Source organism: Acetobacterium sp. (assembly GCF_036508315.1).
Lineage (GTDB): Bacteria > Bacillota > Clostridia > Eubacteriales > Eubacteriaceae > Acetobacterium.
In genome coordinates, this window is record NZ_DATCHP010000025.1 from 138,400 (window position 1) to 162,151 (window position 23,752).

Annotated in this window: 24 protein-coding genes; 7 read left to right on the forward strand and 17 right to left on the reverse strand. The window is 39.4% G+C overall.

What is annotated here, in order from left to right:
* Nucleotides 1-9 precede the first annotated feature (9 nt).
* A complete protein-coding gene (locus VIK44_RS03375; protein WP_331552428.1) occupies nt 10-1,491 on the forward strand; it encodes a glutamate synthase subunit beta in 1,482 nt (493 codons plus the stop codon).
* Between the two features lie 117 nt (nt 1,492-1,608).
* On the forward strand, nt 1,609-2,265 hold the full coding sequence (locus VIK44_RS03380; RefSeq protein WP_331552429.1) for a glutamine amidotransferase: 657 nt from the start codon (nt 1,609-1,611) through the stop codon (nt 2,263-2,265).
* Between the two features lie 71 nt (nt 2,266-2,336).
* Here the strand turns inward: VIK44_RS03380 and VIK44_RS03385 are convergent, their stop codons facing one another.
* From VIK44_RS03385 to VIK44_RS03435, 11 genes are all read right to left on the reverse strand, one after another.
* Nucleotides 2,337-2,984 (reverse strand): HD-GYP domain-containing protein, encoded by a 648-nt coding sequence (locus tag VIK44_RS03385; RefSeq protein WP_331552430.1) that lies wholly within the window; start codon nt 2,982-2,984, stop codon nt 2,337-2,339.
* 32 nt (nt 2,985-3,016) lie between these two features.
* Nucleotides 3,017-3,373, reverse strand: a complete 357-nt coding sequence (locus VIK44_RS03390; protein ID WP_331552431.1) for an HD-GYP domain-containing protein — start codon at nt 3,371-3,373, stop codon at nt 3,017-3,019.
* Nucleotides 3,374-3,419: 46 nt separating this feature from the next.
* Nucleotides 3,420-3,623, reverse strand: a complete 204-nt coding sequence (locus tag VIK44_RS03395; protein WP_414637051.1) for an HD-GYP domain-containing protein — start codon at nt 3,621-3,623, stop codon at nt 3,420-3,422.
* Nucleotides 3,624-3,758: 135 nt separating this feature from the next.
* The gene (locus VIK44_RS03400; protein ID WP_331552432.1) at nt 3,759-5,756 is read right to left on the reverse strand and encodes a diguanylate cyclase; all 1,998 of its coding nucleotides are present in this window, start codon (nt 5,754-5,756) and stop codon (nt 3,759-3,761) included.
* The gene (locus VIK44_RS03405; RefSeq protein ID WP_331552433.1) at nt 5,756-6,346 is read right to left on the reverse strand and encodes a DUF1638 domain-containing protein; all 591 of its coding nucleotides are present in this window, start codon (nt 6,344-6,346) and stop codon (nt 5,756-5,758) included. The genes VIK44_RS03400 and VIK44_RS03405 overlap by 1 nt, the downstream gene beginning before the upstream one ends.
* The gene (locus VIK44_RS03410; RefSeq protein ID WP_331552434.1) at nt 6,346-7,374 is read right to left on the reverse strand and encodes a uroporphyrinogen decarboxylase family protein; all 1,029 of its coding nucleotides are present in this window, start codon (nt 7,372-7,374) and stop codon (nt 6,346-6,348) included. The genes VIK44_RS03405 and VIK44_RS03410 overlap by 1 nt, the downstream gene beginning before the upstream one ends.
* Nucleotides 7,371-8,036, reverse strand: coding sequence for a cobalamin B12-binding domain-containing protein (locus VIK44_RS03415; protein WP_331552435.1), 666 nt, complete (start codon nt 8,034-8,036; stop codon nt 7,371-7,373). The genes VIK44_RS03410 and VIK44_RS03415 overlap by 4 nt, the downstream gene beginning before the upstream one ends.
* A gap of 228 nt (nt 8,037-8,264) precedes the next feature.
* Nucleotides 8,265-9,926, reverse strand: a complete 1,662-nt coding sequence (locus VIK44_RS03420) for a diguanylate cyclase domain-containing protein (RefSeq protein ID WP_331552455.1) — start codon at nt 9,924-9,926, stop codon at nt 8,265-8,267.
* 193 nt (nt 9,927-10,119) lie between these two features.
* On the reverse strand, nt 10,120-11,553 hold the full coding sequence (locus VIK44_RS03425; RefSeq protein WP_331552436.1) for an MFS transporter: 1,434 nt from the start codon (nt 11,551-11,553) through the stop codon (nt 10,120-10,122).
* 343 nt (nt 11,554-11,896) lie between these two features.
* Nucleotides 11,897-12,466, reverse strand: a complete 570-nt coding sequence (locus VIK44_RS03430; RefSeq protein ID WP_331552437.1) for an NAD(P)H-dependent oxidoreductase — start codon at nt 12,464-12,466, stop codon at nt 11,897-11,899.
* A gap of 284 nt (nt 12,467-12,750) precedes the next feature.
* The gene (locus VIK44_RS03435; protein ID WP_331552438.1) at nt 12,751-13,830 is read right to left on the reverse strand and encodes a HEAT repeat domain-containing protein; all 1,080 of its coding nucleotides are present in this window, start codon (nt 13,828-13,830) and stop codon (nt 12,751-12,753) included.
* Nucleotides 13,831-14,112: 282 nt separating this feature from the next.
* Between VIK44_RS03435 and VIK44_RS03440 the strand changes: the two genes are divergently transcribed.
* Nucleotides 14,113-14,265: a hypothetical protein gene (locus VIK44_RS03440; protein ID WP_331552439.1), complete on the forward strand. Its 153-nt coding sequence runs from the start codon at nt 14,113-14,115 to the stop codon at nt 14,263-14,265.
* Nucleotides 14,262-14,633: a DUF2325 domain-containing protein gene (locus VIK44_RS03445; RefSeq protein ID WP_333783792.1), complete on the forward strand. Its 372-nt coding sequence runs from the start codon at nt 14,262-14,264 to the stop codon at nt 14,631-14,633. The genes VIK44_RS03440 and VIK44_RS03445 overlap by 4 nt, the downstream gene beginning before the upstream one ends.
* Before the next feature lie 153 nt (nt 14,634-14,786).
* Here the strand turns inward: VIK44_RS03445 and VIK44_RS03450 are convergent, their stop codons facing one another.
* From VIK44_RS03450 to VIK44_RS03470, 5 genes are all read right to left on the reverse strand, one after another.
* Nucleotides 14,787-15,539, reverse strand: a complete 753-nt coding sequence (locus VIK44_RS03450) for an amino acid ABC transporter ATP-binding protein (protein ID WP_331552440.1) — start codon at nt 15,537-15,539, stop codon at nt 14,787-14,789.
* A gap of 19 nt (nt 15,540-15,558) precedes the next feature.
* Complete coding sequence (locus tag VIK44_RS03455) at nt 15,559-16,269, reverse strand: amino acid ABC transporter permease (protein WP_331552441.1); 711 nt, start codon at nt 16,267-16,269, stop codon at nt 15,559-15,561.
* Nucleotides 16,270-16,280: 11 nt separating this feature from the next.
* Nucleotides 16,281-16,985 (reverse strand): amino acid ABC transporter permease, encoded by a 705-nt coding sequence (locus VIK44_RS03460; protein WP_331552442.1) that lies wholly within the window; start codon nt 16,983-16,985, stop codon nt 16,281-16,283.
* A 28-nt stretch (nt 16,986-17,013) separates the two neighbouring features.
* Nucleotides 17,014-17,877, reverse strand: coding sequence for a transporter substrate-binding domain-containing protein (locus tag VIK44_RS03465; RefSeq protein WP_331552443.1), 864 nt, complete (start codon nt 17,875-17,877; stop codon nt 17,014-17,016).
* Nucleotides 17,878-17,960: 83 nt separating this feature from the next.
* Nucleotides 17,961-18,953 (reverse strand): uroporphyrinogen decarboxylase family protein, encoded by a 993-nt coding sequence (locus VIK44_RS03470; RefSeq protein ID WP_331552444.1) that lies wholly within the window; start codon nt 18,951-18,953, stop codon nt 17,961-17,963.
* Nucleotides 18,954-19,593: 640 nt separating this feature from the next.
* On the opposite strand from VIK44_RS03470, the gene VIK44_RS03475 reads away from it, so the two are divergent.
* Nucleotides 19,594-20,733 carry a PLP-dependent aspartate aminotransferase family protein gene (locus VIK44_RS03475; RefSeq protein ID WP_331552445.1) on the forward strand — a complete coding sequence of 380 codons (1,140 nt, stop codon included), beginning with the start codon at nt 19,594-19,596 and terminating at the stop codon, nt 20,731-20,733.
* A 3-nt stretch (nt 20,734-20,736) separates the two neighbouring features.
* The gene (locus VIK44_RS03480) at nt 20,737-21,912 is read left to right on the forward strand and encodes a MalY/PatB family protein (protein ID WP_331552446.1); all 1,176 of its coding nucleotides are present in this window, start codon (nt 20,737-20,739) and stop codon (nt 21,910-21,912) included.
* 106 nt (nt 21,913-22,018) lie between these two features.
* On the opposite strand, the gene VIK44_RS03485 is transcribed toward VIK44_RS03480, so the two are convergent.
* Nucleotides 22,019-22,381: a VOC family protein gene (locus tag VIK44_RS03485; protein ID WP_331552447.1), complete on the reverse strand. Its 363-nt coding sequence runs from the start codon at nt 22,379-22,381 to the stop codon at nt 22,019-22,021.
* A 265-nt stretch (nt 22,382-22,646) separates the two neighbouring features.
* Between VIK44_RS03485 and VIK44_RS03490 the strand changes: the two genes are divergently transcribed.
* Nucleotides 22,647-23,747, forward strand: a complete 1,101-nt coding sequence (locus tag VIK44_RS03490; RefSeq protein WP_331552448.1) for an LCP family protein — start codon at nt 22,647-22,649, stop codon at nt 23,745-23,747.
* Nucleotides 23,748-23,752: the final 5 nt, after the last annotated feature.

The following is a 23,752-nucleotide window of genomic DNA, read 5'->3' on the forward strand; positions in this document are numbered from 1 at the left end:
TAAAAGAATATGGGAAAATCAACAGGATTTTTAGAATATAAACGAGAAGTGCCGAAAGATCGTGCACCTCTCGAGCGCATAAAAGATTGGAAAGAATTCCATTTGGAGCTCCCTGAGGCTAAACAACAAATCCAGGGGGCACGTTGCATGGATTGCGGTATCCCCTATTGTCACTCAGGGATTATGATTGCCGGTGCAGCCTCTGGCTGCCCAATCCATAATTTAATTCCAGAATGGAATGATCTTATTTATAAGGGTTTATGGAAAGAAGCTTTAGCAAGACTGCTTAAAACAAATAATTTTCCGGAATTCACCGGAAGGGTTTGCCCTGCTCCCTGTGAAGGATCATGTACTGTCGGACTAAACCAACCTCAGGTCACCATTAAAACAAATGAATGTGCCATCATTGATCGCGGGTTTAAAGAAGGATGGATAAAACCGAATCCACCTAAAAATCGTACCGGTAAAAAAATCGCCATTGTCGGTTCCGGTCCAGCCGGTCTTGCCTGTGCGGATGAACTAAATAAAGCAGGGCATTCGGTTACTGTCTACGAACGGGAAAATCGCATTGGCGGGCTTCTCATGTATGGCATCCCGAATATGAAACTCGATAAAATTGAAGTGGTTCAACGCCGCATTGATTTTATGAACGCCGAAGGCATTGACTTTTTAACTGATATTGAGGTTGGAAAAGACCTTGCCATTGAAACCATTCAATCCGAATATGATGCCATTGTTTTATGTGGCGGTGCTACAAAACCAAGAGACTTGCCTGTTGAGGGAAGATCTCTGGACGGCGTTTATTTTGCCATTGATTTTTTAAGTGAAAATACAAAAAGTTTATTGGATTCTGATTTAAAAGATGGAAAATATATTTCAGCCAAAAATAAAGATGTTATTGTTATTGGCGGCGGTGACACTGGAACAGATTGTGTTGCAACCTCCATACGCCATGGTTGTAAAAATGTGATTCAGCTGGAAATTATGCCGAAGGCACCTCTTGACCGAGCTGAAAATAATCCCTGGCCTCAGTGGCCCAAAACTTATAAATTGGATTACGGACAAGAAGAAGCACAGGCTTTGTATGGGGACGATCCCAGACATTACTCGATCACAACAAAAAAAATTGTTGGAAATTCAGATGGCACAGTCAAAGAGATTCATACCGTTGAAATTGAATGGACTCAGGATAGTACTGGGAAAATGATCATGAGTGAAATTCCGGGAAGCGATAAAATATTAACCGCGGATCTGGTCTTACTGGCCATGGGATTTCTTGGACCAGATGATCAATTAATTGACCAATTGGGATTAGAACGGGACAATCGCTCAAATGTAAAAGCTGAAGTTGGATTCTACCAAACCAGCATTGAAAAAATATTTACAGCCGGTGACATGCGCAGAGGCCAAAGTCTCGTTGTGTGGGCTATTAATGAAGGCCGTGGCGCAGCAAGAGCTTGTCATGAGTATTTAATGGATTTACCTAAATAAAATTAACCATAACTGTAGATAGAATTTGCAAATAAAACATTTTAACCCTTCTGGAACAAGACTAATCCAGAAGGGGGTTTTTTAGTAAAAAGTTAGAAATGTAAGTGAGGAATTATTATGGGCAAGCTGCTTATTATTAAAACAGGGGCTTCTGATCAATCAATTATAAAAAAATGTGGGGATTGTGATGTTCGTATTGCCAGATGTGCCGGTATTCCCTATGAAGATATAAAAGTCTTAGACGTACAGGGAAAAATAAATCTCATTTCATTGGATGATGTATCTTCAATTATTATTACCGGTTCCCCATCCATGGTAACAAGCTTTGAACCCTGGAGTATTTCAACATCAAAATGGATAAAAAATATTGCCAGGAAGAAAAACATCCCTATTTTAGGCATTTGCTATGGGCATCAACTTTTAGCTTTGACCTTTGGCGGAGCTGTCGGTTATCATGATTTAGGTGAAGAAAAAGGTGAAGTTGAGATTCAATTAACAGAGGCAGGAAAAAAAGACCCGCTACTCAGCGTTTTACCTGATCACTTTAAAGCCTATGCTGCACATTTTCAGTCGGTAACCAGACTCCCTAAAGATGCCATCGTTCTTGCTAAAAACGATTTTGAACCTTTCCATGCAGTTGCCTATGGCCCAAAAATATGGGGAGTCCAGTTTCATCCCGAGTGCAACGATCAATTTCTTTGCGAATCCACTTGTGAATATTCATATGGAGTCATTTTAATTAGACGATTTCTTGAACTTGCGGAGCAAGCTTAAAAAAGTTTCAAGTTACTTTGCTAAAAACATTCATTTGAAAATTGATGTATATATAATTTAATCTGTTTATTTTATTGTGCAATTTCATCAACGATTGTTAAAAATCGCTTTTCGTAAAATTCCAATGCCTTTGCCTGTTCTATTTTTACTTGGTTACTGATGGTTTCATAATTGTCAAATAACAATTCCACAATGCGTTTATCCAATAATTTTTTGTCTGTTTGACTTTTTAAAATCTTATGAATGGCATCTTTATCCATGCCTTTTCGATAGGGTCTATCTTCCGATATTGCAGTAAATATATCTGCAACCGTTATTATTCTGGAACCAGTGCCAATTTCTTCAGCTTTACAGTGAAACGGATAACCGCTTCCATCTAATTTTTCATGATGATAAGCCGCCCACTCTGCAATGCGTTGCAATCCACCAATTGAATATATGGTATTGTATGTATAATAGGTATGGCATCTTATAACGCCATACTCTTCAACTGTTAATTTTTCAGGTTTCTCAAGAATACTGTTTGGGATGATTAATTTTCCGATATCATGAAAATTTCCTGCGATTCGCATTGACTTGACATCCAACTCTGCCATTCCAAATAATTCAGATAACACAACCGCACATTCTGATACCCCTGAAGTATGGGTAGCCGTAAATCTTGACTTGAAATCGATGAGATCTCGATATAGGTTAGAAATGAGTGATATATCTTCCAATCCTATTTGTACATCAGTAAATGGTCCATTATTTAATAATAATAAATATAATTGCGATGATGATTTCTTACGGTCTTAGAAATCTTTTTTAACCAGGGTATCTGTTCTAATAACAGCTCTCCCTTTATGGTATGACGATCATAATTTGATTCTGCAAAACTATGAATTGACAATTTTTCCTCAACTGTTACTGCTCCAATATCATGTAATAATGCTGCAGTAAAAATGTTTTCAATCATCTCCGGTTCTAAATTAGCTCTTTGTGCAACCGCAAGTGCAATGAATGCTGTGCGATGTTGGTGCTGAGCGGTTAAAGGATTTGCCAAATCGATTACTTCGGATAAAGATAATAGCAAATTATTCAAGTTTACCGATAATTGTCTTTTCAAAAAATCATCTCCCTTTTAAGCAATTGTTTCCACTGGTGCAATAAAGTTAATCCATGCATCTTTCACAGGTCATTGCATCGTAAGTGTCAGCAACAGTGATTATCCTCGATTCAAGCAGTATATTTTCGCCCTTAAGTCCATTAGGATATCCGCCGCCATCCCATCTTTCATGTTGCCCTGGGTGAAGCTGCTGGCAGCGAGGGGTGCTAACCCTTTTAGGGTGTTTTTGACCATCTCTCATAATCGGCATATCTGAGTCAAGTAAAGATGCACAATTACTCCTTTGCCCGTATTTTCAATTAGTTTCGCATTCTATCACAGATCATTTTTTGTATCAATCCGTTGAGACAATGGAAGCAGCTTTTTAATCCATGCGGTTATTTTCTCATGTTGAAGCAACAGCCACCCGATCTTTTCCTTCATTTTTCGCACGATATAGAGCGATGTCAGCGCTTTTTAAGAGCGCATCACAGGTCAATCCGTGCTCTGGAAAAGCGGCAACTCCTAAGGAGAGTGTACATTTACTCAGTTGCTTATCCCAGTAAGATATTTGAAGTTCCTTGACATTCTGGCGCAGTTCCTCTGCACGCTGACGGCTGTCCTCCAGTGTCGCCTCAGGGAGCACAAAGACAAATTCGTCCCCACCGTAACGGGAAACAATATCGCCTTCACGAGTGTGTTTTACAAGAAAGTCTCCCAGCGCATGGAGCAAGGCATCCCCTCCACCATGTCCAAACGTATCATTAAACTCCTTGAAATGATCAATATCAAACATAATCAGCCCAACCGGACCTTTCTTTCGCTCAGCCCGGCTCAGCTCTCTTACCAAGTTTTCTTCCATATAGCGCCGGTTATACAGGCCGGTGAGCGGATCGATGATAGACTGCTGGCGCAATATCTCCCTGAGTTTCAGGTTTGTCACGGCGAGTGCTATATAGTTAGATACTTCTTCCGCCAAATGCTGCTGGTGTTCAATAAAGAATGATACATCTTCATTTTTTATTGACATGCGATGAAGATGTAACAAACCCATTGCCTCACCCTGTGTTATCATGGGAACGCAGTAACAAATAGCGATATGGGGATTTGTTATATGATTGCAGAGCATTTCATTACCGAAGGGTTCTATGACCAGATGTGGCCTCCTGCTCCTGAGTGCCCGACAGTCACTTTTCTCAAAAAACCGCTCGCTAAACACTGATTCACCCCAACGGATGACCTCCTCAACCAAATTGTTGGAGGGGCAAACCAGACAGAGAGCACCCTGCATATCTGGAAATATTCTTTGGTTAAACTGCGCACTTAACGCGTATATCTCATCCAGACACTGAGCGCCCTGAAGCAGTTCACCCATCTCGTTGAGCAGGCTAATCTCGCTGTTCCATATCTCCAGTTTTTTTACCGAGCCGGCAAGTTTCTCATTCGCTTCGTGAAGCTCCTTATCCGCCTGCTTGCGTTTCGTAATATCCAATATGGATGCTACGCTTTTCATAGTGCCCGGAATCATGGCAATCGTAATATACACATCTAACAATCTCCCCTGTATGTCAACAGCTCGAAATTCATAATTTATTGGTGCCATATCCAAATTTGCTCGGCGTAAACGGTGATTCTTCATGATTATCTTCTGATCATCTTTATACACAAATTCGATAATTTTTTTCTTGCCTTCGATCTCCTCCTTACTGCATCCAAAAATCCTGCAGTACTCCGCATTGACCATAGAAATGGTCATATCTTCCTCAATAATGATTGTCGCCGATCCGGTGGTTTCAAAGACGGAACGGTATTTTTTCTCACTCTCTTTTAATTCAATACTAGTCTGATGTAACAAATCATACGCCCTGCTGAGACTGGTGTATCCCAATATCTCATTTTTTAACAATAAAGCTACGTAGTTAAAAAATGTTTGCAAATGCTCCTGCAGTTCAGAGACGCTTATTTGCATATTTTCCATCTTTAAAACGCCAATCATATCTTTGCCGACCTGGAGTGGAAATACCCATGTATAAGCTTTTGTGAATTCTGCGGTCATCATCCTGGTATCGCTGAAATCATGTTCATGTTCCATAGACTTGCCGGTTTCAAATACCTTTTTTACCAGAGGATCATCGATGCTGTCGAACTGAGCTTTTTTACCGAATGTATCAGCATAGTGATATTTATGATCAATCATGTAATAGATCATAATATTGATACCGCCAATATTACTCAGTAAAATCATCAACATATTTTCGATGGTGGCTTCAAGGCCCGGCGCAGTACTTAATTGATCGATCAGATGGGTGATCAATTGAAGATTTGATTTTTCCTTCGCCAAGAGCTTAAGACGTTTTTCCATGGAAGTGAATGCTTCTTTTGATATGGAAATCATTTCAGTCATCAGCGATCCTCCGTCTTCCGATAAAAGGTGTTTAGCAATACTGATTCGAGATGTTCTAACGATACAGAGTTCCATCGAAGCGGCAGATCGACCTCTTTGGCAACATCCATCGCCTGCAGTTCGAATTCCCCGGAGCAGGGGGTCTTGATTCCTAAAATATATTTTCGGTCTTCGTGGAAAATATCCTTGATCATTTGTTGGTTGTTTCCAAACGTTTTCCGTATGGTTTGTTCCCAATGCAGGGCCCAGTCTTCAAAGAGGAAAAACGCACCGTTGTTCAGTTCTTCCATATACCGCTCTGTCCCCAGCAGCATTTCCACGCAATTCTGACCGGGAGTCCTGAAGGTATGATGATCCTGCAATATTTTGTCCATAAGGGGATGACATTCGCCGTAAAAAACAACTGTATTTCGGTCTGAATACTGTTGCAGAACGGCTGTCAGGCCCTTTGACAGCGCCTTAAAATTAACATGAAGTGATGAATTGATAAAAACAGTATCTACCGCCCAATCGTTTTTGGAAATTATATAGTTGATCTCGTTTTTTAAGATACCGCAACCTACCAGCAGAAGCTTGTCAGTATTCTCCATTATAACTTACCGAACTCATATGCCGCCTCTAGCATCGCCCTGATATTCTGTTCCGGGATGGAATAGGGCATGAGCTGGGTTCCGAAAAAGAATTTTCCGCCCTGCCGACCTGCATCGATGATCCGTTTGACCTCATTCCTGATTTCTTCTTTTGACCAATCGATCAGTTTGATATCATTAAAGCTTCCTCCGCACAAAGCTCTGCCTGTAATTATTTTTTTACCTTCGGTGATATCGTCCATAGCGCTAAACAAACAGGCGCCAATACCGGTTCTTTCCAGCACCATTTCTATTACGGAATTCATCCGGGCTCCGCTGCAATTATATACTAATCCCTGGGTACCTCCAGGTTGCAAATCCTTTTCCATCCAGTTCAGGGAAAGTTCTTTTATCAATTTCATGGGAAGAAAATCGGTGGAACCAAATGGGTTGACATATACAAAAACGTCAGCACCCGCGTTTCGATAGGCGCTTGTTTCCTTGCGGAAAAATTCGGAGCACTTGGTTAGCAGCTCATCCCGTACTTCCACCGGACCCATCAGCAGCAGTTCCATCCACTTTTCTATTCCCATAAGAAGAGTCGGGAGTGTCATAGAGGCCGATAAAAAAGCAACTATGGGATATCTTCCGCCGGCCTCCTTCTTCAGTATGCGCAAACATTTCAGCTCTTCCTGAAACGCCGGGTGACTTGATATATCATCAGGAATCTGAAGCTTATGTATGTCATCATAGGTCTTCAAAATCATTTGTCCTACATTGGGAGGACCGTCCTGGGCAAAAACAATTTCTTTGCATCCGAGTAATTCAGCTTCTTTACCGAAGTAAAAAAGACTCAAGAGATTATCATAGCCGTATTTTTCGCGCATTTTCAGCTGTGCCTCTGCAACGTACTCACCGTTGGAATAATACTCCTGCAGCGTCATCCCCAGTTCTTTGGCGCCCTGGTCACTCATGAAGCAGAATACCGGAATGCGGTCACAGGGAGTACCACTCATCGCGGCAATCAGTCTATCCATTCCAGTTATCATTTTTGCACCTCCTTTATTAAATCCTTGATGATCTGGCTGCTCGTAATTGCGTTCTCGGTCCATGCATCTGCCTGTACTACTTTATATAACTCGTGATCATACCGATAAGGAGCGCCACCCACAATGATCTTGATTTGTTCCTCAAGACCTCTCTCCTTAAGGATTTGTCTGACCTTAAGGCAACCATTCTCTCCTCTGGCAGTATGCACCATCATGGACGATATCCCAATTAGCTGGGCTTTGTTGGCAACCGCTTCATCAACAAAACGTTCCGGCGGTACACTCAGTCCCAGGTCAATCACATCAATCATCATAGCTTTCAGGCAACCTATCACGATCCTTTTCCCCAGCCCATGAAAATCCCCTGATGAAGTACCTATTACAACGCAGCCAACAACTTTCGGAGCTTGTTTAAAAAGAGGTATCATTTCTTCGGTAACCGCTGCAGCTATTTGAGCTGTAAAAAACATCTGCGACAGACAAGTACTATCATCCTCACTAATAGATTGAATCGCCTTTTCTAATATGGGGATCACAATCTCGAATACGACATCTTCGGCGGCTACGCCATTATCGATAGCTTTATGAACTATTTCTAAGACCCGATTCTGATCGGTGTCATAAACCGCTTCTTGAAACTCCTCTAAGACTTTCTGTAACATGTCATTGCTCCTTTCCTCGTCTGAATCATCAGTTCTTGTGAAAAAGGTATTAGGTTAATATATTACGTTTTTTCAAGCTACTAAAGTAGACTTCAAGAATTAAGCTATAGAACTGTGGCAGTGGTCATTGCGTTAACTTAAAAATTAGTATTGGATATATTCATTATATATTTATGGTATATACTATGCAATATAAATTACAAGAAATACTTGGCTGCTGGAACCCACTCAATCTTCTTTCATTTCTGAGGAATAGATCTTATATCCATTTCCACCCTGACGCTTGGCTTCATACATCGCAGAATCAGCCTTATTAATCAGCATGTCTGCCTCAAATCCATGCTCAGGGAATAGACTGATGCCGATACTGGCTCCAATCAGTAATTGGTTTTCCTTATAGGTAAACGCGGTGCTCAATGTTTTCAAAACATCACCTGCAAATTTTTCAGCATTGACAATGTCTTTTAAATTTCTGAGTATGATTATGAATTCATCTCCTCCCATTCGACTGATGGTATCCGTTGACCTGATAATACTTTTTAATCTCACTGCCACCATTTTAAGAATAAGATCTCCGGCTTCATGGCCATAATGATCATTCACACTCTTAAAATGATCCAAATCTATAAAAAGAACTGCAAATTTTTCATTTTTATCATCCAGTAAGCTCTCAAGATCTTCCAACATTTTTTTTCGATTAAAAAGTTCTGTCAGCGCATCATAATAGATAAAATGACGTATCTGATCTTCCGCAAGCAGTCTTTCCACAATCTCATTTTTAAGTTTCAGATTTGTTTCTTCCAATTTCAATGTATATTTTTCTTGTATTTCAGCTATCATTTTTCTTTCAGAAACATCATGCAATAGAGCAAGTATCCCTAATATATCTTTATATTCATCCTGTATAACGGTAGCTGATAATTCACAGACAAGCGCCTCTTTATGTCCCCGGTGTAAATCAACTTCAATACTCGTCACATTTCCTGTCTGCATGATCGAATTAAAATTATAATTTCTGAAATTGATGATGGTATCCAATGAATTTTCCTTTAAGTCCTTATCATAAAAGCCCGTTATACTGAGCGCCGCTTTATTACAATTTTTCACAAGGAAATCTTCTCCTAATATGAAAATCGGTTCATTGACCGCTTCAAAAAGATATTCCGATACCAGTTCCCAAGAAATTGACATCATTTTATATTTATTAATGGCGTACCAAATGCCACCCATTCCAACAGTGAGTGTTATGATCCCAGACGGGAAAATCATAATGCCCATTGGCGGCAAAAACAAATCTGTGGTTAGTGCCAAAGCAACACTGATTAAGCTGGTGATTAAAATAATTTTTATCTGTTTTTTAATCCGATTCTTATGAGCCTTTCTCATTTTGAAATATATAATGACAATACTTATTGCCATTATAAGTACATTATATATACTAAAAACAGTACCAATCGGTGTCATCGTATATAAATTATCTACAAAGCCGTAAACTTCATGACTGACTACCTGTGAGGGTTCAAACATTAAATTACTGATGAAAAATATGGTTGAAATGATATATAATGCATATCGCATTTTTGAGGTGGCGTTTTTTTGATTTGCATCATTAAGTGAAAGTGCAAAGGATAACCATAGTGCATTAAAAAAACACCAACCTAATGCAGAAATGATTCTCCAGCTGTTTGCAATTTCTACATTGGGAGAAATTAACATGAATGCATAGCCGATCGCCCAAAAGCTCGTAGAAATGCATATAACAAAAAATATTGTGTTGCTTTTTGATCTATTTTCTCTCTTTAAATTAGATATGCCCATCAATAAGTAAAAGATAAAACATATGCATAATATTGTAAACAACATTGTTTGAATAGTATCCCATCCCAGCATCACTGATTCCCCTTATCATTATAATTTGGATTCCACAGTCCTACAATTTCGTTTCTTAACTTCACTAATGGTCACCTCTAACGGCTTTATGCAGAGATTTATGGCTTTTCCATAATCATTGCTTTCTTCCTCTATTAAATATCGACAGATTATCACTAATTATGATTACCAAATATCGATATTTCTAAATAAGCTACAGGGAAGAAATATTGGAAGAATTAGCTTTACCGCGAAATAATCTTAACGCGGTTAAAATTGCCCCAATGAGGCAAATAGCAGCTGCCGTTATATAAACAATTCCCATACCGTAAATAAATGCATCATTTCTGCCGACCACATAATCTGTTACATGAACTCCAATTTTATAACTCATTCTGTCATACAAAAGACCTGTAGCCAAAGCAATTCCACAAACCATCCCCAAATTTCTCACAAGAGCATTGACACTTCCCGCAATACCTAACTTATTTTTTGGTACAGTGGACATGACCAGAGAATTATTCGGTGATTGAAACAGGCCGTTTCCCAAAGACATAACCCCAATAAAAAGCACCATGCTCATGATCGAAGAAGTCTCATTTAGAGTTGACATTAATATCAGCCCAAGACTTGTAAGCATTAGCCCCAAAAAAGTCAAAAACTCACCACCTATTTTATCTGACAGATGTCCACTGAATGGTGACACCACAGACAAAATAAGTGGATAGACCATAAGTATTAAACCAGTGAATCCCGGTGAAAATTTCATGACATCCTGGAGATAAAAGGGCTGAATGATCATTGAACAGAAGATAGCTGCAAAGGAAATAAATCCGCAAAAGATGCTGAGTGAAAATAATTTATTTTTAAAAATTCCCAACTCTAATAAGGGATCTTTACGCTTCTTTTCCACCATAATAAATCCAATGAAGGAAAATATTGATATTAAAAAGCTTAACATGATAATTGGCTGGGTAAATCCAACCTCCTGACCTTTGCTCAGGGCACCAAATAGAGGAACGATCACAAAAACAAATAACAATGCTCCTAATCCATCCATTTTTTCATCTGGGGTTTCATGCCCATTGGGAAGTATCTTCAAACTAAAAAATAAAGTGATCATACCAATTGGTATATTAATTAAAAATATGTATTCCCAGCTGGCTGCCTCTACTATAAATCCTCCAAGGGGTGGGCCGACTAAGGCTCCAAGAGCCACAAAGGTTCCTATAATCCCTAATGCTTTTCCTCTTTCACCTACTGGGAATACATCTGCGATAATTCCCTGACTGTTGGCCATAACGCATGAGCCACCAACTGCCTGTATTACTCTGGATAAAACTAAAACTGTAAGCGAACTTGTCAATCCACAGAATAATGAACCAAGTGTAAATAAGGCTATTCCAAACTTAAACACCTTTCCTTTACCAATGATATCCCCTAATCTTCCAAAAAATAATATCGTTGCTGAAATGACAATCAAATAGCTTGTTATTACCAATTGAATGCCGGCTGTTGTTACATTAAGTGATTTAGCCATGACCGGTAAAGCAACATTTACAATATTACTATCTAAAACCGCCATAAAAACCACCATTGAAACGATAATTAAAATCGTCCATTTATTTTTATTATTGCTATTATTCATTGAATTCATTTTCCCTGCTCTTTTTCCCGACTTATTCATAGATTTTCATTATGAACTTCAAATGCCAAGTGTTCTCCTGCTTGATGGCTTATAAAGAAGAACTTTTAATATCGTAACACATTTGAATAAGATCGTATAGAAATACTTCATAAAAAACGTTGCAAAATATGAGAATTGCGATCGGATCCATTACCATTGATTCTTGTATGCAAATTTCTTTCTGCTGAGCATATGATATAGAATTCCGACTTAGCATTCTAGCTTTCAGCCATAAAAAAAAGGCTTATCAAAGCCATTTTTAAGTGTTTTTATGAAACTGTCAAAGGAAGATCAAATCTTCTGCTTAATTATTGTCTGGTACAATCTTATTAACCCAGGAGACAAATGAATCCATGAAAATTTGTAAAATTTTCTGTGTATTTTCATCAATAAGATCACCCTTTTCATCAAAGAGTATCGCCGCATTTCCAACATAAGCTTCCGGTTGCTGCATTGTTGGAACGTTCAGGAATACCATTGATTGCCTGAGGTGGTGGTTCGCCCCAAAACCACTTAATCTTCCCGGTGACGTACTCACGATGGCACCAGGTTTACCATCCCATATGCTTTCTCCATATGGTCTTGATCCCACATCCAAAGCGTTCTTGAGCAACCCTGGAACTGATCTGTTATACTCTGGTGTTACAAAAAGAAACCCATCAAATTTTTTCATGAGCTTTCTGAAAGTTGTCCATGCTGCAGGCGGTTTGCCTTCGTCATCAAGATCCTGGTTGTAAATTAAAAGATCACCTAACTTAACCTCTTCCATCTCAAAGGATGCGGTCTCCATTTTCATTAATGCCCTGGCAGTTTTCCTACTAAATGCCTCTTTTCGAAGGCTCCCGACGATTACTGCAATTTTCTTTTTTTTCACTAAGTCATCCTCCACTGTTTTGTTTTGTTTTATTAAAACTGATCTACTTTTATTACATACCCTTTAACCTACTCTTATAACACTTAATCATCTATTATTTTACTGCTAACGATTTCAGTTAACAGTAATTGTCCAAAATAAAATAAACTGCCATACAATCTGTTTAGATTGTATGGCAGTGCCAGATAAATAATGTCTTTGAAACTGGGCTTTGTCAGCAGTCTGTGCTACTCATTGCAAAATATGCTGAAGTTCAATTTCATTGCCTGGTTCAATAATTTTATCTATCTAGTATAGCCTACCCACTGAGACTTTCTGTCTTCGGGCATTCCAATTTTATCAAGTGCTTCTGCAGCTCTTCTTTGAACATCCTTATCGCTATCCTTTAAAGAACCACACAATTGATCTACTGAAGGTTTACCTATTCTGATCAGTGCTTCCGCTACTCTTTCACGAACATCATAATCGCAATCCTTCAAAGCTTCACACAGCGGGTCAACTGCACGGGCATCTCCTATTTTTCCCAATGCCCTTGCTGCTCCTGAACGAATATAATAGTCACCTTCGCTTAAAGCTGTACACAGTGTATCCACTGCATCTTTTCCCAAAGAAATAATCTCATTCCAATTTCCCTTAGCCATCATATACCAGATCTTAACTATTTCATCCGTCGGTATTTCTATTTTATCAAGTGCTTCTGCCGATTCTTTACGAACATAATAATCGGGATCCTTCAAAGCTGCACACAGCGGTTTTACTGCCGAGGCATCACCTATTTCACCAAGGGCGTTTGCAGCCCAATATCGAACATCATCGTCCCTATCTTTCAAAGCAACGCACAGCGGCTCAACTGCACGAGCATCACCTATCATACCCAGCGCATAGGCTGCCAAATAACGAACATTCCCATCACTATCTTTTAAAGCTGCAAACAGGGATTCCACTGATGCTTTGCCTATTTTGACCAGTGCTTCTGCCGCTCCTTCGCGAACATATTTATCACTGTCTTTTAAAGCTTCACATAACCATACTACGGCTCGGGCGTTACCTATTAATCCCAGTGCTTTTGCCGCACCTGCGCGGACTCCACCGTCACACTCCTTCAAAGCAGCGCTCAGTTGGTCTAATGCACGGGCATCACCTGTTAAACCCAGTGCATAGGTTGCCAGATAACGAACATTTTCATCCCTATTCTTTAATGCTGCAAACAACGGTTCTAACGAAGGTTCACCTATTTCACCCAATGCCTCTGCTGATTCTTTACGAATGTTATTATCCTTCTCATATGAAAGAGCCTTCACCAACCCTTTCACATTCTTCTTACCTTTTAGTTTTACTACATTTGGAGGTCCGAATAAACTCATAAATACAACTCCTTTTATCTAAATATTTGAATTGTGATCAACAATTATTCTTTACTCATGTCTGATCAAATATAAACTGTTATTATCCTACCACATTTGGAAGAGATCGTACAGAGACTCTTTATAAAACGATTCATCGATTAATAAAATATTGACGGAAAGGAAAAGATATGTTAATATATACTATACATATATGATTAGTATATATTAACATGAAGAAGCTCTTCAGTCCTATAAGATAAGAAGGACATTCGAAAAATTTTAAAGAAGGAGGAAGAAATTATGGCGGCAATTTTTATTAATCAGTGGAAAACCAATTCTTTTCGAACTTTCAGCTCATTTTCTTTTTCAGACAATAAAAAAGCACGCACTCGTAAAATATGCATACCAAATGGTTTTATAAAGGATAGCCTTAATTTCATTGATTTGATATGAGTATTGTAATTATTGGAGGCCATGATAGAATGGTTTGTACGTACAAAGAAATCTGTAAAAAATATCATTGCAAAGTAAAGATTTTCACACAAATGCCCGGAGATATGAAGAATATGATTGGAAGTCCAGACCTCCTCGTTCTTTTTACAAATACTGTTTCACATAAGATGGTTCACAGTGCATTGAAAAGCTGCGAAAAAACAGGGGCGAAAATTATACGCTCACATCGAAGCAGTTCCTGCGCCTTAGATAATATTTTATTAAACTATTGTTCTGGAGAGAATTGTATGGAATGTCTGAATAATAATAAAATCGATAGTTCTGTAAATAGTGGTCATCAAAAATCTTATCAAAATTCTCACCACTAGATAATTCTTCGACTTTAATTTTCAGTAAAAAAAAACGGTTTATCTTTGGGTCAAGTTTTTCTTGACCTGTTAAAGATAAACCGTTTTTTAATATTCATTAAAAATGGTAGTGTTTATTCAAAATGGCAACAATTTATTGATCTGATATTTAAGCTAGATAACATAATCTCTGTCCGGCAAAATCCTATACAGGAATTGTCTGGTTCTTTCTTCACTGGGCCAAGTGAAAATCTCTTTTGGCGGCCCCTGCTCGACAATAACCCCGCCGTCCATGAACACGATATGATTTGCCACCTCTTGAGCAAATGACATTTCATGGGTTACAACGACCATGGTGGCGCCTTCCTTTGCAAGCTGCTTCATTACGTCAAGGACTTCACCAATTAACTCCGGATCAAGAGCGGAAGTTGGCTCATCAAATAAAATCACATCAGGATTTACAGCAATGGCTCTCGCAATACCGACACGCTGTTGTTGTCCACCGGACAGCTTGGATGGATAAAAATCATAGCGATCCGAAAGCCCCACTTTTTTCAAGGATTGCTTTGCAATTTCAATGGCTTCATTTTTCGGAATTTTTCTTGCTATAATAAGGCCTTCTGTAACATTTTCCAGGACGGTTTTATTGTTGAATAAATTATAGTTTTGAAACACAAATGCCGTTCTTTTTCTGATTTTTGAAATATCCCCAGCGCTTGCACTTGGGATATTTACTTGAAGATTATCAAAAATAATCTCGCCCTGGTCTGCCCGTTCCAGGAAGTTAATACAGCGAAGCAGCGTGGTTTTTCCAGAGCCACTAGGCCCCAGAATGACCACAACATCGCCTTTATCTACTTTGATACTGACACCTTTTAGTACTTCATTGTCATGAAAAGCTTTATGTATATTTTTAATCTCCAGCATACCTGCATCTCCTGATTCATTAAGCATTTTTTAGTGATTTATAGGATCCAAAGTGTTTTTCAACCAGTGCGAACAGCAGTTGAGTGATTGAGCATATAATAATATAAATTAAAAAGATATCAATATAGGATTCAATGTAATTATATCCAAAAGCAGCCTGAATTTTTGCAATGGCTGTGATATCCTTAACGGTCATCATGAAAACCAGAGAGGTTCCCTTGATCAGGTTGATCGTAAGATTGCAGATATTAGGAAGCGCCACAACCAACGCCTGGGGAATCACAATCCTTCTGTATGCCTGGACTGTAGACATCCCAATCGCATGTGCCGCTTCCAACTGCCCAACATTAACCGTAAGCAGTGCAGAACGAAAAACTTCCGACAGCCCGGCACTGGTATTGATTGAAAAAACAATATAGGCATAAATAATTGGGTTAACATCAAATACATTGAAGTCCCATCCCAACCCCTTTACAATCATATTAATAAGACTTGGAACCAGGCTGTAAATTATCAGGATCTGCAAAATCATCGGTGTTCCTCTGATCAAAGATACATACCCCGAAACAATCTGTTTGATGATGCTAACTTTATAAATTTTAGAAATTGCCATAAAAAATGCAACCGGTGTCGCCACCAGCAAAGCGACAATGGTAATCTGCAGGGTTACTGAAATGCCACCCAAGGCTAGAAAAAACGTATCAATCATATAATTTACATCTAGTTCCAATGTTCCACTCCTTATGCCATTACCCTTGCCTTGCCTTTTGACAAATGCTTTTCCAATAAATTAAATGATTTTTCGATGACAATTATCATACTCCAATAAATAACTGCCAAAGCAATATAGGTTTCTAACGCATAGGAACCATAATTTCTTGAAACGATCAGAGCTCCCTCACCCATCATATCGATGAGTCCTATGGTGAAGGCCAGAGAGCCATCCTTCATCAGATTTATGAGCGCGTTACAAAAATTCGGTAACCCGACAACCACCGCTTGGGGAAGGATTATTCGGTAAAATGCCTGGAACTCGCTCAACCCTATACTGATTGCCGCTTCTCGCTGCCCCTTATCAATGGATTCATAAGCCGACCTCATAACTTCTGCCACGCTTGCTGCAAACAGAAGGGTAAAAGTGACAAGCACAAAAACGCCCTTGTAGATGGCGTTAATATTCACGCCCATTGTAACCTTCAGTAATTCCGGAAGGCCATAAAACACTATAAACAAAAGCACGATGGGTGGTGTACAGCGCAGCGTTGCAATATAAAGATCTGCCAACAGTTTCGGAATTCGGCAACCTTTTATTTTGGCTCTCGCCAGGATAAAACCCAGCATAGAGCCAAAGAACATGGAGCCAACAATCATAAATAAGGTTACCGGCAGATAAGCAAGCAAATCAGGAATAACATTCACAATAAACCAAGGATCAAAAGGTCTCATACTGTCTGCCTCCTTTTCTGCCCATTAACTATTTCTGAATGTATTGGAAAATATCCTCGCCAAAGTATTCCTGAGACAGCTCCTTGATTTTTCCGCTTTCTCTCAACTGGACAATGGCACCATCATAGGCATCAGCCAATGCCTGATCGTTCTTGCCGAACAGCGGATACGTTGGAATTGCTTCATAAGGTACATAGGAGAGTTGATCAGCTAATGCATGATATGCGCCATCTTCTGCTTTTACGCTCTTTTCAAAGGAAGGTTTAATATCAAAATAGGCATCGTATCTGCCTTCCAGTACCCATGTATAGGCATCTGAAATCGTAAAGGCCTCAGAAGCAACCAAATTTATGGTTTTATCCGGATGATCGGCATTATATTTCTCAACAATGGCCCACTGTGCATTTTGAGGTGCAATCGGAACCAGCTTACCGCTGAACTTAGCAAAGGAATCCATATCTTTAATCTGGTCGGCATTTTCAGTCCTGAAAGTCAGGCCGATGATACTTGCTGCAATATAGTTCTTTGGAAAAATATATTTCTTCGCCCGTTCTTCCGTAAACCACGCGCCTTTAACCCCTACATTATATTTCCCTGAATCAATACCGATTAACAGGTCGTCATCGGATGTGGGGACAAATTCAAACTCATACTGGGGAAGCAATTCATCCACTGCCTTCAGCACCTGAACCTCAAATCCGTCAGATTCGCCCTTTTCATTAACAAAATCGTAGGGCTTATATGTTTGTGTATGGGCAACGGTTACCTTGGTTACTTCGCTTCCAGCGGCGGCAGATGTATTTGGAGCAGACTTGGCTGCAGAGCAGCCGATTACCGTAGCTGCAATAGCCAAAACAGAGACAAACGCAATCAGTTTTTTAGTGTTATTCATAATGTTCTCCTTGTGATTTTTGTTTAATTTTTTGAAATCTTGCCTTAATCCAGGCCTTTGATCTTGGTTAAGCAGCTGTTTTATTACAGCCTTGCCGCAGTGTTTCGAGCCCAGTCCAGACGTTCCGGTTTAATATCGCCTGGCACAGTACAATCAGCTCCAAGGATAATTCCGGTTTTGCCTGCTTGATTTAGCAGTTGTTCTGTGAAATCCTCAATCTCTGCTTTACTTCCGCTGTAGAGCAGGCCGGTTGCCCTGTTGTCAAATCCGCCAATAACCGCCTTGCCTCCGAAAAGCTCTTTACCTTCTTTCAAGCTGATATTTTCAATGGTTACCGCCCAGTTGATTACCTTGGCATCATAGTCAACATACAGACTGATATCGTTTCGACTTCCTTCGTATCCACAGATATGGAGGATGTTATTTTCACTTACCTCGTTGGCGACCGCCAGCACATTCAGCTCACCTGGAGCAACCACTTCTTTGTAAATCTCTGGTGTAATACGCAGGTCCTGAACGTTTTGGACACTTAGATAAATGCCATCTGCTTTTCCTTCGGTTATGACTTTTCTCGAAAGTGTTGCCAAATCCTCCGCAATCACATTTAAGGCATGGGTGACTGCTTCTTTGTCCTCGACTATAAAGTCCGCCAGAATCTTATTGCCTTCATCTCCAAACAGTAGTTTAAAAAATGTAGCCGGTGCAAAAATGTTATAAAATGTGAGCACCTCAGAACCAAAAGCATCCGTTAATTCTTTTACCAGTTTGACCTGCTCAATGATCCATGGATGGTCCGGCCCAATGGGTTTGAGCTGTTTTAACTCCGCTGCGCTTTTGGCATGGATTAAAATCGGGTTGGGATACTCAAAGAATCCATCGCTCATGAGTTTTACGAAATCCGGATTAAAATCCTTGAAAAACTTTTTATGGCCAGCTATATTCTTCTGAATGATAGCTGGATCTTCCAGGCCCTTGGTAAATTCATGTTCCTGTGCAAAGTGAAACCAGAATCCAAAAGGAATTCTTTCTACCGGTTTATTATGAAACGCATCTAATACAAGTTGTTTTTTTGGCAATTTGCTGTCTCCTCATTTATATTTTGAAATTTGCATATTTTAAACAGTCGCCTCTGACCTCAGTAATGAAGTTTCTTAGCTTTTATTCCAACTTCCAATCGCTAGCCTATTAATCTGTTACACACACACTTACCGCAACAACTTTGAATATTTTGGCAATAACAATTTGTACTGTTCGATTTCATGAAAATCCCCTCCTTTTCAATACATATAATTCATATGGGATTGATATATTATTGATACTTTAACATCTAAAAATACATTTGTCAATTGCTTTTTCTTAAACCTTTCTGAAAATGTTCTCATTGATTTTCAGAGGCAATCGATTGACAATAATTATTGCTTTTGTTATAATTACATAAACATATATGTTTAGTATGAATTAATTTTGTTGATAAAACAACAATGGGCCAATTTTGGAATATCGACTGAAAAGTCCGGATTTGGCAGTAATCAGTGCTAAACGCTATTCTCTAAAAAAGATTCGTTGATACTAAGGGCTTTAAATAGTACAATGTAATAGCTGGAAAAGAGCTGTTGCGCATATAATGGATTTTTACTTTATTTGCAGCAACTCCAAATAAAAAACTAGGACAAACATCAAATCAAAATTTGATGTTTTCAAATAAGGAGAATGAATATGGATTTTGACACCCTTTGCATACATGGAAGTAAGGAAAAATATGATACCACCGGGGCAGTGAGTGTTCCGATTTTTCAATCGGCTACCTTTGCCCATCCCGGGGTTGGTGAAAGCACAGGCTTTGATTATTCCAGACAACAGAATCCCACCCGGGAACATCTGGAAAAAACCATCGCTAAACTGGAAGGTGGCCTTGATGCCATAGCCTTTTCAACCGGTATGGCAGCCATTGGCACCGTCATGGAACTTTTCAGACCCGGGGATCATTTCATTGCTTCTGATGATCTTTATGGCGGTTCATATCGGCTATTTCATGAAATTTCGATGAAAAACGGGCTTACCTTTGATTTTGTGAATACCTCGGATCTCTCTTTAATTGAGTCCTGTATTCAACCAAATACAAAAGCTGTCTTTATTGAAACTCCTACCAATCCCATGATGCAGGTGACCGATATAGAAGCAGTAGCTAGACTAACGAAAAAGAATAATTTAGTCCTTATTGTTGATAACACCTTCTTGACCCCCTACTTCCAACAGCCCATTAAACTAGGAGCCGATATTGTTATTCATAGCGGTACCAAGTATTTGGGAGGTCATAATGATACGCTGGCGGGGTTTGCCGTTGTCAATGACCAGGAAACCTCAGACCGCTTACGGTTTATTTATAAAACGACAGGTGCCTGTCTCTCGCCTTTTGACAGCTGGCTTTTGATTCGTGGCATTAAAACACTTGCAATTCGAATGGATAAGCAACAGGAAAATGCAGAAAAGATAGCAAATTGGATGAATACTCAAAAGAAAATAAAAGCTGTACATTATGTTGGGCTTTCTTCTCATCCCGATTATGCGATTTCCAAACGCCAGGGAAGCGGTTTCGGCGCAATGATTTCCTTTGAGGTTGATAGTGAGAAAACGGCTAAAGAGATTTTAGAACGTGTTACCTTGATACAGTATGCTGAAAGTTTAGGCGGCGTTGAAACCCTTATCACCTACCCCATGCTGCAAACCCATGGTGATATTCCAAAAGAAGACCTGGATGCCAAAGGAATCAATGAATGTTTGCTGCGTCTGTCCGTTGGAATAGAAAGTGCCCAGGATTTAATCAATGAATTATCCAGGGTGCTAGAGGGAGAATAAACTTTGAAACATAATTTTAACGAAATAATTCAGCGGGATAATACAAATTCCCTGAAATACGATTTTGCACATCAATGTGGCAAGCCTGAAGGGCTTTTGCCCTTATGGGTTGCGGACATGGACTTTAGAACCCCTTCCCCTGTGGTGGATGCCCTTGTGGAAAAAAGCAGACATGGCATTTTTGGTTACTCTGAATCCGCAGACGACTATTTTCTTATTTTGAAAGACTGGTTTAACACCTATTTTGACTGGAACATAAATCGCGATTGGCTAGTGAAAACCCCGGGGATTGTTTACGCCATCGCCACGGCCATTCGTGGGCTAACCAACAAAGGCGACGCTGTACTGATCCAGCAACCGGTTTATTACCCGTTTTCCAAAATGATCATCCTCAATGATCGACATCAAGTGGTGAATCAGCTCGTTTATGAAAACGGTAAGTATACCATTGACTTTAATGATTTTGAAACGAAAATCATTAAAAATAACGTGAAGCTCTTTATCTTGTGCAATCCGCATAATCCAGTGGGCCGGGTGTGGACAAAAGAAGAATTAATGTGTTTAGGAGAAATCTGCCTGAAACACAGGGTAACAGTTATTTCTGACGAAATCCATCAGGACTTTATCTACACAGGACACAAACATCAAGTATTTGCCGACTTAAAACCTGAATTTTCAAAGATCACCCTTACCTGCACGGCTCCAACCAAAACCTTTAACCTTGCCGGACTGCAAATATCCAATATTTTCATTAAAGATAGTGAAATCCGAAAGAAGTTTAGAGAAGAAATGACAAAAGGCGGTTATTCTCAGCTAAATGTCATGGGAATTGTTGCCTGTATGGCAGCCTATTCAAAGGGCAGAAAGTGGTTAGAGGAACTAAAAACTTATCTTGGAGATAATTTAGACTTTGTAAGAAGCTTTTTAATTGAAAGACTTCCCCAGATAAAGCTCATCGAGCCGGAAGGAACCTACTTGCTCTGGCTGGATTTTAATGCACTGGGACTCAGTGAAAAAGAGCTGGAAAAATTAATTATTGCAAAAGCTGGTTTGTGGCTTGACGAAGGAACCCTGTTCGGAGCTGGTGGTGAAGGTTTCCAACGGATTAACATTGCTTGTCCTCGACTGATTCTTGAACAAGCTCTGTCTCAATTAGAACAGGCTATTGACGAGCTATGAACAAATAACCCACCTGACGCTTCAAAGAATCAGGTGGGTTATTTAGTTAGTTGACAATAAGTTTAATTCCTTCTCAGATTATGAACTGGGAAAGCCAGCTATTGTACTAGAGGTTTTCCACAAACTGAATTTTTAATCCATTCGGATCAGTTACATAAAAATACTTTATATGCGGATTTGGTTGAAAAGGGCCGCTGTGAATAGCAGTTCCCTTTTGTTTAATAATCTCCATGGTTTCATCAACAGAGCTAACCTGAAAACCCAGGGAAATATCTTCTCCAATGCGGACTTCTTTAGTGACTGCTCCACCAATCAATTCCACCTGGGTTTCCCCATCTCCCAAAAATGCAATCTCCATCTCTGGACCGGCATTAAATCTTCTGTTTACTTCAAGCCCGACTATTTCGGTATAAAACTTTAAAGACTCTTCCATATGATTTACCATTACCGTTACCCAAGAAAATTTCATCACCATTCTCCTTAAATTTCTAGTTTATGATTATAATAACATACCACAGAAGTATTTGCTCAACAACATATTCGGATAGATAATTTTTCTATGCTAATATGAGAACTTTATTTGAAAGCTCAAAATATAAGCCCCTGTCAAGTAAGGTGGGTTGGTAATATTCACTGAAATGGGGTATATACAAAGAGCAGAAGTTTTTAGATTCAAGTTTCATTTAGATTTAGGTCTGAAGCTGATCAAATCACATAAACTGAAGGGAATTAATATGAACAAAAAAATAATCTTACCGCTCCTTATTGTATTGGTCTTTTTGGTTGGTGCCGGATTAGGATACAGTTTTGTCACCCTAAACCACATTAATGAAATGCTAGGTGTGCAAAAGCTGGATCCAACAAAATTAATAGCAAATAATAATTTAGATATTGATACCGCCAATATTGCGGTTTTCGGCATTGACGGCAGAAGTGATATCGAGGGTGATCGGGCGGACACCATTATGATTGTGTCCATGGATTTTAGAAATAATACTGTAAAAGTGACCTCGGTCATGCGGGATTTACTGGTGCAAATTCCTGCAACCGACAACACCTATAAAACTTTTGATAAAATCAACGCTTCCTATGCCACTGGTGGTCCTGAACTGACTGTTAAAACTTTAAACCAAAATTTGGATCTTAATATTACAGACTATGTGGTTGTTAATTTTGATGCCATGGTGGACACCGTTGACACCCTGGGCGGTGTTGAAGTAAATGTTAAAAACCAGGATGTTCTTGACTGGACCAATAAATACATTGATGATGTCAATGATAAGGTCGGAAGAAACGATCCCCATCTTGAGGCGATTGGCCCCCAAACCCTTACCGGTGTCCAGGCTTTGGCCTATGCAAGAAATCGCTTCAGTGATAATGACTATGAACGTACTGCCCGGCAACGTGAAGTTGTTGAACAAATTGCTCAGAAAGGCTTTAAAATCGATATGCTTAAAGGCGTAACTCTGTTAAGCAAGGTTTATCCTTATGTTAAAACAACCCTTTCCCTGAAAGAGATCACCACCTATGCCAAGGCTTTTTTAGGTTCGAATGATGCGGGATTTTTGGATTTTCGCGTTCCTACGGATCAATTTGTTCGTGATGCTATGATTAACAAAGTTTCCTATGTTGTACCAAATACCCTTGCCGATAATGTGATTGCACTACATGCGTTTATTTATGGTCCAAAACAAACTGCCAACACTGATGAAACAACATCAGGCACTGACAGTACTGGTACTGGTACTAGTACAAATGCTTATACTCCCTATGTACCTACGGAAGAACTTCTTACAATCAGTGATGCCATCAACTATTTTGCCGGGTCTCAGTGAGTCAA